The sequence below is a fragment of the Streptomyces sp. NPDC014734 genome, from assembly GCF_043083325.1.
GTDB lineage: Bacteria > Actinomycetota > Actinomycetes > Streptomycetales > Streptomycetaceae > Streptomyces.
In genome coordinates, this window is record NZ_JBIBYN010000020.1 from 36,700 (window position 1) to 50,242 (window position 13,543).

Genomic DNA, 13,543 nt, shown 5'->3' on the forward strand with positions numbered 1-13,543 from the left:
GCACAGACCGTCCGAGGCCGCCGGGTCCGGAATCGGAACGTAAGCCACCGCGTCGGCCCCGGCCCTGCTCGGAGCCTGCCGAACTCCCTCCGGCCGGACCGGCACGCCCGTGATTCCGGGCGGAGGTCACCCGACGGGTTCCCCGGAGGCGTGGGGCTCCGCCCGCTGCATGAGTGTCCACAGGTCGGCGTACTTCCCGCCGGACGCCACCAGCTCGTCGTGCGGGCCGAACTCCACGAGTCGGCCCCGGTGGAGCACCGCGATGCGGTCGGCGTCGCGAATGGTGGAGAGCCTGTGGGCGATGGTGATCACCGTGCGCCCCTCGGACACGCGGTCGAGCGACCGCTGGATGTCGTGCTCGGTCCTGCTGTCCAGGGCGCTGGTCGCCTCGTCGAAGATCAGCACCGGCGCGTCACGCAACAGTGCGCGTGCGATCGAGAGCCGCTGCTTCTCCCCTCCTGACAGCTGGTGGCCCCGCTCGCCGACCGTGGTGTCGTAGCCGTCCGGCAGCTCGGATATGCGGGCGTGGATACCGGCGGCCGCGCAGGCGTCCCTCAGCTCCCGGCCCTCGGCGTCGGGCTTGGCGATCCTCAGGTTCTCGGCGATGCTCGCGTGGAAGAGACACGGGTCCTGCGACACGATGGCGACCGCGTCCGACAGGGTCTCGAACGTCAGATCCCTCAGGTCCTTGTCGTCCAGGGTGACCCTGCCCTGTGTCGGGTCGTACAGCCGGGCCAGCAACCGGGCGAGGGTCGACTTCCCCGATCCCGTCTCACCCACGATGGCGATTCGGGATCCGGCGGGGATGTCCAGGGAGATTCCCCGGAGAGCCGGCTCGGCATCGGCGGAGTAACGGAAACCGACATCGTGCAGATGGAGGGAGCCCCTGATCCGCGACCTGGGCACGGACAGGGCCGTCGGCTTCTCCTCGATCTCGGGTTCCTGGTCCAGGTACTCGAAGATCCTGGTGAACAGCGCCATGCTGGTCTGCAGTTCGACACCGAGCTGCGCGAGCGACATGGCGGGCCCGAGCAGGGCGGACTGGAGGGTCACGAAGGCGACGAGGGTCCCGATCGAGAGGGAGGAACTCCCGTACGCGGAAGCCAGCCCGGCACCCCAGTAGAGGAACACGGAGAGCGAGGCCATGGCGATGGACAGCTGGGCGATGCGCCGGCGTCCCGTCACCGCGGCCCGGACGTCGAGGTCGGCGAGTTCGCGGGAGCGCACGGCGAACTTCTCGACCATCGCGGCGGACCGGCCCATGGTCCGCCCGAGGACGATGCCGTCCACGGACAGCGATTCGTTCACGAGCGACGTGAGGGACGCCATCTTCTCCTGACGCCTTCGCATGATCTTCCTGCGTGCCCTGCCGACGTTCAGGCTCACCAGGGCCACGACCGGAAGCAGGGCGAGGGAGACGCAGGCGAGCCGCCAGTCGAGAACGAACATCGCCACGGCGGTCGCCAGCAGCGTGGTCACGCAGTTGACGGCGGCAGCCGCGGTGTTCGTCACGAACGACTGCACGCCGCCGATGTCGTTGGCTATCCGGGACTGCAACTCACCGGAGTGCGTCCTGATGAAGAAGTTCAGGGAGAGCCGGTGCAGATGGCTGTAGACGGACACCCGCAGGTCGTTGATGACCCGCTGTCCCACGGTGGTGGACATCCGTGCCTGCCGGACCTGCAGGGACTCCGTGACCGTGATGACCGCGAGCATGCCGACGGCCAGCGCCGACAGCAGCCCGGTGCGCCTCTGCGGAATGGCGGTGTCGATGATCTCGCGTATGAGGAACGGAGAGCTCAGCGAGATCGCCGAGGCGACGACGATGAGGCCGACCACGGTGAACAGACGTGATCGGTAGGGAGCGAAGAGCGCGAGGATTCTTCGTGCCTGTGCCGTGTCGAACGGCATACGAGTCCCAATCTGCGGAGACGGCGGCCGGAGCCCGTCGGGGACGGGCTCCGAGCCGGAACGGCTGTCACACGGTGAGCAGGGCGGCCCCCCATTCCCCGGCCGTCGTGTTTCCCCGTGCGTACGACTCCAGGGCGAGGCCCACCCCCGTGGCTCCGTCGAGGAATCCGGGGAAGTCCGCCGTTCCGTCCGAGCCCTCCACCGTGAAGCGCAGCCCGAACGCGCTGTCCGCGTCGAAGGATTCGATGATGCGGACGACGATGTCGTCGAGGACCCGCGACACCTGCGGGCAGTCCTCCTCGAAGAACTGGAGCAGGTGGAGAGCCCCGGCCCAGCCGTGGCAGGCGGAGGCGTCGTGCACGACCCAGTCGGACGGGGGGACGCTCAGCTGGGAGGCCACCGAACGGATCGCCAGGTCCGACCAGTCCGGACGGCCGAGCGCGTCTCCGGCGAGTTGCAGGGCACGCGACACCCCCGGCGAGCCGTAGCACCACGAGGGACGTTTCCTGCGCCACGGGCCCACCTCGCCGGCCCGCCACTCGTCGAAGCTCACCCACCCGGGCCAGAAGACCCCGCGTTCGTCCCGGAGGCTCCAGTCGTCGAGGAGACCGACGAGCCTCTCCACGGCCCCGCGCTGTCCGTCGACGACGACGCCGGCCGACCACGCGAGGGACAACAGGGCGAGGGGGCCCGCGATCCCGTGGGCCAGGCCCAGGTTGAGATGGCCGTCCGCGCCGAAGGGCAGAGCCCTGTCCGGATCGGCGGTCGGCGGCACCAGGGACCAGTACCCGGGCACCCGCGAGCCGCCGTACTCCACGTCGGACGCCATCCGCACCAGGGCGGAGAGAACACCTTCGAGCTCTTCGCCCATGGTGTCCTTCCGCATGAGCAGGTAACGCCCCATTCCGGTCAGGCCGGAAAGCACATCGAAGTCCTGAAAGCTCCGGCAGGGGCCGCCGTCGGCCATGGAGACCATGGTTTCGGAAACGTGGCGGACATGTGTGTCGAGTTTCCCGACCGCCTGGACGTATCCACCGGTCGCGCGATGTGCGGCCCAGGTGGCGAACGCCAGGGAGCTGACGTCGTTGTACAGGCCCTTGATGCGGTCGGTGCCCCGGAGGGCGGCGAGCGATTCGGCGAGGTACCTATGCGTGAATGCCGCGCTTCCGGGATCCCTCCCGATACGGCTGCTGAAGAGGAGGGAAATTCCGGTGAGTCCTGAGCCGAGGGAGAGCGGATACCATTTCTGACTCTCCGGGAGCAGTTCCTCGGGTGCCCATACCTGGGCGTGCACCCTGACCGGATCCGCGAGCTTCTCCGCGATGAGGTCGGAAATGCGGAGGGCTTCCTGCGCGTACGTGCGGGCCACTTTCCTTCTCCTTCTTCACCGGGTGGCGTCGAGGGCGCGCGACGCTTTTTCCAGGAGCGCCAGGGTCCTTCGCTCGTGTGGGACGTCCGTGCCGAACAGGCGGTTGTGCTGCATATGGAGCAGACCGACGAGTGCCGTGTTCCGGGAGTCCGTGTCACGCTGCCCGTTCCGGACGCGGAGGATATGGTTCCCGTACTCCCGCGCCACCGCGGAGTTCTCCCAGAAGGGCCCGAGCGCGGCGACGCCGGTGACCTCGGCGAGCCGCTGGGCCGTTCCGCCGGGACGTATGAGTGCGGTGGCCATGTCGACGAAGTCCCTGGGGACGGGCACCGGGCCGGAACTCCTCGGCACGACATGCGTTGCCCACTCGCACCAGTCCCATTTCCCCAGGGATTCCAGGAGGGTCGCGTAGTTGGCGACCAGGAGGACCTCCGTCGGGATGTCCTTCCCGACGGTGGACAACTGCGCGAGAACCGACTGGCTGTCGACGCAGAAGAGCTGTTCCGCCGGGACGATCGCTTCCGGGCCGCCGTAGCGCGACACCTCGGGTTCGTAGGAGCCCAGTTGCACATCCCGGAGCAGCCCCGCACTCCTCATCGTCCGCGTATGACGGAACAGGGCGGGAAGAACCTTCTGGCAGATCTTCTCGGGGTCGCCGTGAAAGCGGATTCTCAGATGCGGGTCCGGATCGGCGTACCGGATGAAGTGCCATCGGTCGATGGAATCGGCAACGTCCCGTACGAGCGCCGGTACGAACGTCGAGAGGAGTTCGTTCTGGGTCGACTCGGAGCAGTAGAGCTTCGCGAAGATCCACTCGCCGCCGGGAAGGTGAAGGGTTTCATCGAGCACCGCCGGCATGGTGAAGTGCGAGTGGTCTTCCTTCTTCGACCGCCGGGGCAGGAGCGGAACAATGAATTCATTGCTCCGTCCGTGGATCCAGTCGAATTCCCGGCGGCTGGAGTTCCTGTCCTCCGACACCCTGGTGTCGGGATTCCTGGAGATCTCGCGACGCAGCATCTCCTGTTGGAAGGCGTTGCCGAGATCGATGCCGTACACGCGGTCGTACGTGGCGACGTTGATCCGGTCGGGCACGTCGAATCTCTCGCGCCAGTCGTCGAGCGAGGCCCTCCAGGTCCTCCGGTCGGTGGCGGCGCGCCGGAGTTTGCCGTCGATGTTCCACTGGAGGGGCGAGGCCACGGTTCTTCCGAAGCGCACGCGTGGCAACTGCGGGGCGTGTTTCTGGCCGGACCAGTCCCAGGGCTGCCACATCTTGGACTCGCCGCCGTACCGGAATTCCGCGAGGAACCGTGCGATGTTGGGTGCGTGATCCCGCACGTTGAGCATGTGCGGGAGCACCGAGACGACCTCCTGGCCGGTCTTCTGCCAGTACAGGCGCATGCGGTGCCCGTCGTCCGCCACGCAGAGGTCGCGCCAGTCGATGTTCGACGGATCGGCCGGATCGTGGAAGGTGCCCAGATGGATCTTGTACGGTGCGACGGCCGGGACCTGGACGAGGTTGAAGAGCCTGGGCGTTCTGGGCATGAAGAACACCTGGGCCGTGATCGCGTCGGGGTCCGGTGCGGCCATGAGTTTCGCCAGTTCGTCCGTACTCCCGGTGACGCCGGCGAACCGCCCGGTCGTCGCGCCCGCGGTGACGCTTCCGGTCAGCGGTGTCGCGAGAAGTTCGAAAGCCCCCGAGTTGAGTGCTTCCAGGTCGCGTGCGAGTACCTGGAAGCTCAGTTCCATCGCGGTGGGAACGCCCGGCTGCCGGTCTCCCGACAGATCGAGGATGTCCTGACGACTGAGACGTATTTCCCGGGTGCCGCGACCGAGGCCCTCCTGCAGCAGTGACGCCAGTTTCTCTTCGCGACCGGTGTCCGTTTCCGGGTGCTGGTGCGTGAGGCTCCGGTGCGAGGACGGGTTCTGATAGGTCGCCGGAAAACCGAGCCCCGCATGCGGATCGATGAGCCTCCCCAATGGAACGGACCGTGCCGTGCCGTATTTTTCGAGAAAGGCGTTCCGGTACTCGTTCCAATGGGAGTTGGGCGCGCTCTCCGGCGCAATGGTCCACATCGCGGACGCGTAGGCCTCCGCTTCGTCCAGCACGGATCGGGGCAGGGTCACCGACAGCCCGGAGAGCAGATCCACCTGAACGGGAGGACGGCCGCTGTCCTCCACGGCGGGGACGAGTTCCAGAATGTCCCGCCAGCTCTCGATTCCGTCTCCCGGAGCGAGTCCGGCGTACGCCTCCAGGGATTGGGAGACGGCGGCCATGCGAGGTGTTGCGGGGGAGTCCGGGCCGAGCGCGGTCATCGCGCTGCGCAGGGGCGTCTCGTTCGGATGCGCGGGGACGAACGAAGTCAGCAGCAGTTCGTGCCGGATGAGCCCGGCCATCATGTCGTCGATCTTTTCCAGCGCGGATTCGCCGAACTTTTCGGCCGCCTCGTCCAGCAGCGAGGAGTATTCCATTGCTTTACTTGTTCGTGACCGGAGCCAGGAGACGGCCTCGGTATGACGGACCGAGAACTCGCCGCTGAGACGTGATGTGCCGTCGGTTGCCTCGTCGCCGACTCCGGAGCGGGTATAGGGAAGTATCAAACGGTTTCCGCGGACGAAACACAGGTTGTTGAATGTGACCGTGACCCGCCGTCGCGTCGAGGGGTCCTCCAGCCACTGAGTCGTCATTCTGTGGAGCCATTCGCTGTCCAGTCGGACGGACTTTCGCTCCGGAACCTTCGGGCCGACGCTCCCCGCGGTATCGACCGATGCCCTGGTAATTCCTGCGAACAGACCGAAAGGTGTGGTGCGTCCGATCATGCGGAGCATGTAGCGGGTCAGGGACACGGCCGAACTCATCAATTTCTTCCGCTTCACGGGAGAGCCGTGAACGATGCGTTCGACAGTTTCGAGGAGGGAGGTGCTGGAGACTGCGATTCCTTCGCGGAGGACGGGATCCTTCATGAGCAGCCCGATGTATTGGATCAAATCTTCGTCCGTCGCATCCGGACCACCGGGTGCGTCCGGACCCACGAATTCGAAGTCCTCCCGGGATCGCGAGGAGATCCGGCACATGACGGGTTCGCCGACTGCGTAGCTCTTCTCCGGTTCCAATTCCTCATCCTCACGCGCTTCGTCCAACGAGAAAGGCCCCCTGCCGGGCGTGTGCGATGCCGGCAGGGGGCCTCCCGCCACCTCGGCCGGGGGCTGTCCGGCCGGGGCGGCGGGGCCGGCCCTCACTTCCCCCCGACGGGGCAGCCCTCGGTCAGCAGCACGACCTGCACATGGAGAGGAGCGAGCAGGAGTGGGTGGCGCCGCTCTGGGTCGGGGCACAGTTGACGGTGCCGCAGTCCTGGCCCATCGACATCATGGGCTTGGTGTCCTCCGAGACGGACGCGCCGGGGATGAGCTGGATGTCGAGATCCAGCTCGCTGAGCTCGATGGCCGTGGCGTCGTTTTCCAGAAGCATGGAAGTGCCCATGGGGAATCTCACCTTCAGTTGATGGAATGAGTGCTTTCCCTGCGGCAGAAATTCACCGCGGTTGGACGGTGCCATGCCGACGAGGAAGGTTCCTTGCATGTTCCTTGAACCGGTTCTCAAGGAATCTGCAAGTTCCTTCGTCCCCTTCCCGGATTCCACGCCATCGCCCGCACATGCCGCTTTCGTCCGGCGGCCGGTGCCCACCGGACCACTTCCTCCACGAGGCCGGGCGAGGGGTGCCGCAGGTCGGCCCCCCGTGATGTGCGGCCGTCGGCGAACCGGAATTCGCGTGGTTTCGGACGTGCCGGAACCGGGTTCATGCGGCGTCGTGCCGGACCGGTATCCGGGGGCCCGGCCGGGCCGGAGTCCTTCCGTTATCCGGCCGGACGGCGGTGGTGGATACGGATGCCGGCGCGACGAAAGCCCGCCCGGTGGAGCTCGAATCCCCGACGGGTGGAAAACGCTGCGCAGTGCGTGTTACGAGTCCCGAAGGTAAAGGCTGTCCGGGCTCCGCCGTGCCCTGGTCCGGTAGAAGTTCCTGACCTACCATGATCTTTCCAGCGGAGCCGTCGCGGCTCTTCGGTACCGCGACGACGGCAGGGGGGCGCGTGAGATTTCAGCTGCTGGGCCCCGTGATGGGCTACGCGGGCGAACGGCGGATTGATCTCGGTTCGGCAAAGCAGCGGTGCGTACTGGCGGTTCTGCTGCTCGACGCGGGACGTGTCGTGCCCATCGAGCAGTTGATACACCGGGTCTGGGGCGAGGAACCGCCCCGTACGGTTCGTTCCACCCTCTACAGCTATGTGGCGCGCATCAGGTCCGCCCTGCGCGAGCCGGACGGGCAGGCGGCCGGAACGACAGTGGTGCGGCACGCGGGCGGCTACGTGCTGGAAGCCGGGCACGAGCGCATCGACGTGCACAGCTTCCGGCGCCTCACCGAGGCCGCCCGGGTCGCCGGCGACGGTGAGGCGGGCGGCCTCCTGCACACCGCGCTCGGTCTGTGGCAGGACGAGGCCCTTTCCGGGCTGACGGGTGCGTGGGTCGAGGGCATCCGCACCCGGCTCGACGCCGAGCGGGTCGCCGCGGCGCTCCAGTACAACGACATCCGGATCGCGCTGGGGGAGGGCGAGGCACTTCTGCCGGAGCTCCGCAGCCTGATGGCGTTCCGGCCGCTGGACGAACGGCTCGCGGGGCAACTGGTGACGGCTCTCTACCAGGCGGGGCGTCAGGTCGAGGCGCTGGAAACCTACGAGGCGATCCGCGACCGGCTCGTGCGCGAACTCGGCATCGACCCGAACCCGGACCTCCAGGCACTGCACCGGCAAGTGCTGTCGGCGGCCCCCGCGCTGAAGGGCACGAGCAGCCGCGAACCGGAGGCCCTCACCACGGTCCCCCGCCAGTTGCCGGCGCTGCCGACCCCCTTCGTCGGCCGTGAACCCGAGCTCTCGGTCCTGGACGAGATGATCAGCGAGGGAGCGGAATCCGAGAACGCCGCGGTGGTGGCGGTGATCGCGGGCATGGGCGGGGTCGGCAAGACCTGGCTGGCGTTGCGTTGGGCATACCGGCACCTCGGCCGGTTTCCCGACGGACAGCTCCATGTCGACCTGCGCGGATTCGACCACACCGAGGGCCCGATCTCGCCGACCGCGGTTCTCCGGGGGCTGCTCGGCGCCCTGGGCGTCCCGCCCGCCGCGATTCCGGCCGGGGTGCACGCGCAGACGGGCCTGTACCGGTCCCTGGTCGCCAGGAAACGCATGCTGATCGTGCTGGACAACGCACGTGACACGGCACAGGTGGCCCCCCTGTTGCCCGGTGGTCCCTGCTGCACCACGCTGATCACCAGCCGCAACACGCTGGCGGGGCTGCACACCACTTCTCGGACGCGTGCTCTCACCCTCGGCGCCTTCGCGGACGAGGACGCGCGTGGACTGCTGGCCGAGCGGCTGGGCTCCGACCGGCTCGACGACGAGACGGACGCCGTCGACGCGTTCCTCTCGCACAGCGCGGGCCTCCCGCTCGCCCTGGGCATTCTGGCGACCAGAGCCGCCGCGCATCCCGGATTCCCGCTGGCGGTGGTCGCCAAGGAACTCCACGACGAGGCGACGCGGCTCGACGCACTGGCCACCGGCGACCTCTCCACCGACCTGCGCGCGGTATTCGCCTCCTCCCGCTCGGCGCTCGACCAGGAAGCGGCAAGGATGTTCGACCTGCTCGGGCTTGTCCCGAGCTCCGACATCGGCCTGGACGCGGCCGCCAGCCTCGCGGACCTGCCTCCGCCGCGTACGCGCGTGCTGCTGCACCGGCTCGGCGCGGCCCACCTGGTGCAGCAGCAGAACCCCGGGCGGTACGCCATGCACGATCTCGTCCGGCTCTTCGCGGCGGAACACGGCAGCATGACGCTGGGGGTCGTCGCCAGGCACTGCGCGCTGAGGCGCCTTGCCGACTTCTGCCTCCACACCACCTACCGGGCCGACCGGTTGCTCAGCCCGCACCGGGAGACGATGGGGCTGCCGATCCCCCTGGAGGACAGGCCCTCCGACGTGGTCCACGACGCGGCGAGCGCACTCGCGTGGTTCGAGGCCGAGCACGGCCTGATCGCGGACGTCCAGTCACTCGCCGCGAGGCACGGGTGGCACGCGCTGGTCTGGCAACTGGCCTGGCTCTCTGAGCCCTTCCTGCTGAGGCAGGGCCGCTACCAGGACAACCTCATGGCGTGGCGGCTGGCACTCAAGGCTGCCGAACACCTCCGTGATCCGGGCGTGTCCGCCCCCACGCTGCGCTTCGTCGGCCGCGCCCTCGCGATGGCCCGCGAGTGGCCGGGAGCCGAAGCCCACCCGTCCTGAGCGTCCGCCGAGCCGGGAGAACGCGGGGTGACGACGGGCCGGCCCGCAGACCCGGCCGACCCGCCGTCACCCGGCCGTCGTCACCAGGCGAAGGCCTCCGGCGACGGACCCGGCCCCGGGAAGATCTCGTCCAGCGAGGCCAGCAGCTCCGCGGAGAGGTCCAGCTCCAGCGCCCGCAGCGCAGAGTCCAACTGCTCCCGGTTGCGCGGACCGACGATCGGCCCCGTCACACCCGGCTGCGCCAGCAGCCAGGCCAGGCCGACCTCGCCCGGTTCCAGACCGTGCTTGTCGAGCAGGTCCTCGTAGGACTGGATCCGCTCGCGCTGCGCCGCGTCCTTCAGGGCGTCCGCGCTGCGGCCGGAGCCCGAGCGTCCCGCCGTGCCCTCGCGTTCCTTCCTCAGCACACCGCCGAGCAGCCCGCCGTGGAGCGGGGACCACGGGATGACGCCGAGACCGTAATCCCGTGCGGCCGGGATGACCTCCATCTCGGCGCGGCGTTCCATCAGGTTGTAGATGCACTGCTCGCTGACCAGGCCCTGGGAGCCCCGCCGGGCGGCGGCCTCGTTGGCCTGCGCGATCTTGTAGCCGGGGAAGTTCGATGATCCCGCGTAGAGGATCTTGCCCTGCTGGACCAGGACGTCGATCGCCTGCCAGATCTCCTCGAAGGGGGTGTTCCGGTCGATGTGGTGGAACTGGTAGAGGTCGATCCGGTCCGTCCGCAGGCGCTTCAGCGACGCGTCGACGGAGCGACGGATGTTCACGGCGGACAGTTTGTCGTGGTTGGGCCAGGCCTCGCCGTCGGCGCCCATGTTCCCGTACATCTTGGTGGCCAGGACCACCTTGTCGCGGCGGTCGCCGCCCTTGGCGAACCAACTGCCGACGATCTCCTCGGTGCGGCCCTTGTTCTCGCCCCACCCGTACACATTTGCCGTGTCGAAGAAATTCAGGCCCGCGTCCAGTGCCGCGTCCATGATGGCGTGGCTGTCGGCCTCGTCGGTCTGCGGGCCGAAGTTCATCGTGCCGAGGACGAGTCGGCTGACCTTGAGTCCGGTGCGTCCGAGCTGCGTGTACTCCATGACCACCAAGCCAACGCCTTCGAGTCCGCTCAAGGCAAGGGCTGCCGGATCGCGCGGTGCCCGCGTCCCGGCGGAACACCGGGACGGCGGACACGGACGCGGCCGCGGAAACGGCTGCGGAAGCGGGCGCGAACGGGTCGTCGCGCCCGCTTCGGACAGGGGCGCGCCTACTTCAGATAGACGATGCCGTCGGTGGTGACCGTCGGGCGGCCCTTGGTGGCGACCACGACGATCTTGACGGTGTGCCTGGCGCTGCCGGACCAGTTCGTCGTCCACAGCGCGTCGCGGTACTTGGTGGTGGCGGACTTCAGGTCCACCGTGGTGACCTTCTTGCCGTCCACGTAGACATGCGCCTGGCCGGAGGTGGAGGCCCGGGACGCGACGAGGGCGACCGAGCGGCCGGTGAACGTCCAGGTGAGGGTGGCGTTCTTGGCCGAGCTGGAGTACGACTTGCCGCCCAGGTAGCTGGAGGAGGACTTCGTGGTCCAGCTACCGGTCTTCTTCGCCGCGCTCTCCTGGAGGATGACCGGCGTGCCGGAGACCGACGCGGCGGCGGTGTTGCCCGCCCGGTCGTACGCGGTCATGGCCCACTTGGCCGCCACCCCGGACTTGGCGGTGTGCGAGGCACTGGTGGCCGTCGGCCCGTAGGTCCTGGCGACCGGGGCGGTGAGCCGGACCTCCTTGAGCGCGGCGGCGTCGGTCGCCTTCCACCTCAGGGTGAGCGGGACGGCGGCGGTGTTCACCGTGCCGGTGCGCAGCGCCAGGTTCGGCTTGGTGGTGAACGTGGGCGCGGTGCGCTCGGCGACGACGGTGGCCGCCGCGGACGTGGTGACCTTGCCCGACTGGTGGGTGGCGCGCACCTGGACCTTGTGGGTGCCGACGGCGAGCACGGCCTTGGCCGAGGCGGCGGTGCCCGCGGTGGTCGCGACGGCCTTGCCGTCGACCAGCAGCTCGTAGCGGGAGACGAACGCGGCAGGGGTCGTCGACGTCCAGCCGACGGTGATCGCGGACGTGGTGTAGTACGTCGTGCCCGAGAGCCCGGCGCCGGTGACCGATTTGACGGCGAGTCCGGTGACGGGGCCCGCGGCGAGGGCGCGGATCGCGGGCAGTTGCCCGTACAGCCTGGTGCCGGGGCACTGGGTGTTGAAGCCGTCGCGGTGACCGGAGACGGTGCTGAAGGTGTACTTCGTGCCGACGGCGAACTTGGTGCCCGCGAAGTTGTTGCCGGTGGCCCCCGCGGTGAGCTGGGTGCTGCCCGCCGGGTCGGTCTTGTACTGGCCGAGCTTCCACGCGGCGACCCGGGCGACCGCGCTGGTGGCCGCGGCGGGGGCGGTGGTGTCGGTGTACGTGCCGATGACCGCGATGCCCGCGGTGTCCCGGTTGAAGCCGTAGGTGTGCGCGCCGAAGACCGGCCGGTCGACGCCGCCCTTGCGGCCCTCGAAGACGGTCCCGCACTTGTCGACGACGAAGTTGTAGCCGAGGTCCTTCCAGCCGTTGGCCTTCACATGGAACGCGTACAGGCCGCGCACGATCGCCGCGGAGTCGGCGCACGAGTAGTTGTTGGTCTCGGCGGTGTGGTGGACGAAGACGGCCTTGACCGTGTTCAGGTACTCGGGTGCCTCGGGGCTGATCGACTCGTCGGCGCCCCAGCCGGACCGCGAGACGATCGGCGGGCGCGGCACGGTCGACGGCGGGCCGGGCTGCGTCGTCTGCGTCGGGGACGCGGAGGGGCTGGGGGCGGTGCTCGCCGGGGGAGTGGGCTCCTGGGAGGCCGGGGCGGTGTCGGTGGGCGGGGCGGCCGGGGTGACCGCGTCGGACGGGCCCGTGCCGTCACCGGGCTCGGGGGGCTCGGGCGAGCCCGGGTCCGCCGGGTCGGTGGGCGGCGTGGACGCGGGGTCCGACGTGCCGTCCGGCGTGTCGTTCGCCGCACCGTCCGGGGCGCTGCCCGACGTGCCGTCCGCCGCGGGCAGGTCGGCGGCGAAGGCGGCGGGCTGGGCGTTCAGCGTGGCCCGGCCCGGGTCCACGGTGTCGAGCCGCAGTCCCGCGGGCAGCTTCGCGGAGACCCTGCCGCCCGCGTTGACCCGTACCTCGACACCGTCGGACGGACCGACCCAGCGGGGCTCGGTGCTGCCGCGGACGCCGGACCGGCCGGCTTCCGTGCGCGCGTCCAGCTCGGTCCCGAGCGGCAGCCAGGACGTCCAGGTCCCGTCGGCGGCGGACCGGGTCCGCACCTCCACGGTCCCGGTCACCTCGGCCGACGGGTCGGTCCAGGTGACGCCCAGCATGCTGAACGGCGCGGTGTCCCGCTTGCCGAGCGAGGCGGACGTGCCGTTGTCGGCGACCTCCAGCGCGGTCGTGCGCACATCGGCGACGGCCGGGCCGGACTTGGCGTCGGTGTCCGCGGGGGAGGTGTCCTTCACCCCCTCGAAGACCAGGACACCCACTACGGCCGCGGTGGCCGTGGCAGCCGTGAGCCAGACTCTTCTTCGCGTTCTCAAGTCGTACCCCGGGGATCGTCTCGGACGGATGGTGCATCGGGCGCGCTGCGGCAGGCGACGGATGGTCGGGCCGGGACCGGTGAGGTTCCGGGACCAGCGGGGTTCCGGAACCAGTCGGGGTATCGGGACCAGTGGGGGGGGTACGAGCGCGGTTGCGCGCATGCGGCGGAGCCACAGCATGCCATGTGCGGGAGTTGTGAACATTATGTGGGTGGTGTTCGGTGCGTGATCCGCGGAGCGGTGGACGCCGGGACCCGTTCCGGCCCGGGGCGGTGACGGCCGGACGCCCCGAGCCGGTGAACCCTTCAGGTCGCGGCACCGGACGGCTGCGCGGCGGTCCGCCCGTCGGCGCGCGGACCCCTGCTCGC

General features: G+C 69.3%; 7 protein-coding genes. 1 reads left to right on the forward strand and 6 read right to left on the reverse strand.

What is annotated here, in order from left to right:
- Positions 1 to 126 precede the first annotated feature (126 nt).
- The 4 genes from ACF1CT_RS27425 to ACF1CT_RS27440 all read right to left on the reverse strand — a co-directional run bounded on the left by ACF1CT_RS27425 (position 127) and on the right by ACF1CT_RS27440 (position 6,758).
- Positions 127 to 1,911 (reverse strand): ABC transporter ATP-binding protein, encoded by a 1,785-nt coding sequence (locus ACF1CT_RS27425; protein WP_391786637.1) that lies wholly within the window; start codon positions 1,909 to 1,911, stop codon positions 127 to 129.
- A gap of 67 nt (positions 1,912 to 1,978) precedes the next feature.
- Positions 1,979 to 3,280, reverse strand: a complete 1,302-nt coding sequence (locus ACF1CT_RS27430; protein WP_391786638.1) for a lanthionine synthetase C family protein — start codon at positions 3,278 to 3,280, stop codon at positions 1,979 to 1,981.
- A 15-nt stretch (positions 3,281 to 3,295) separates the two neighbouring features.
- Positions 3,296 to 6,391 (reverse strand): lantibiotic dehydratase, encoded by a 3,096-nt coding sequence (locus ACF1CT_RS27435; protein ID WP_391786639.1) that lies wholly within the window; start codon positions 6,389 to 6,391, stop codon positions 3,296 to 3,298.
- Positions 6,392 to 6,542: 151 nt separating this feature from the next.
- Positions 6,543 to 6,758, reverse strand: coding sequence for a hypothetical protein (locus ACF1CT_RS27440; protein ID WP_391786640.1), 216 nt, complete (start codon positions 6,756 to 6,758; stop codon positions 6,543 to 6,545).
- 608 nt (positions 6,759 to 7,366) lie between these two features.
- On the opposite strand from ACF1CT_RS27440, the gene ACF1CT_RS27445 reads away from it, so the two are divergent.
- Positions 7,367 to 9,601 carry a BTAD domain-containing putative transcriptional regulator gene (locus tag ACF1CT_RS27445; protein ID WP_391786641.1) on the forward strand — a complete coding sequence of 745 codons (2,235 nt, stop codon included), beginning with the start codon at positions 7,367 to 7,369 and terminating at the stop codon, positions 9,599 to 9,601.
- 80 nt (positions 9,602 to 9,681) lie between these two features.
- Here ACF1CT_RS27445 and ACF1CT_RS27450 read toward each other — a convergent pair whose 3' ends face one another.
- Both ACF1CT_RS27450 and ACF1CT_RS27455 read right to left on the reverse strand, forming a co-directional pair.
- Positions 9,682 to 10,677 (reverse strand): aldo/keto reductase, encoded by a 996-nt coding sequence (locus ACF1CT_RS27450; protein ID WP_391786642.1) that lies wholly within the window; start codon positions 10,675 to 10,677, stop codon positions 9,682 to 9,684.
- Positions 10,678 to 10,844: 167 nt separating this feature from the next.
- Complete coding sequence (locus tag ACF1CT_RS27455; RefSeq protein ID WP_391786643.1) at positions 10,845 to 13,175, reverse strand: N-acetylmuramoyl-L-alanine amidase; 2,331 nt, start codon at positions 13,173 to 13,175, stop codon at positions 10,845 to 10,847.
- Positions 13,176 to 13,543: the final 368 nt, after the last annotated feature.

Coding starts and splice junctions, on each gene's coding strand:
- ACF1CT_RS27450 (WP_391786642.1), bottom strand. CDS start 10,677: ATGGAGTACACGCAGCTCGGACGCACCGGACTCAAGGTCAGCCGACTC.
- ACF1CT_RS27425 (WP_391786637.1), bottom strand. CDS start 1,911: ATGCCGTTCGACACGGCACAGGCACGAAGAATCCTCGCGCTCTTCGCT.
- ACF1CT_RS27440 (WP_391786640.1), bottom strand. CDS start 6,758: ATGGGCACTTCCATGCTTCTGGAAAACGACGCCACGGCCATCGAGCTC.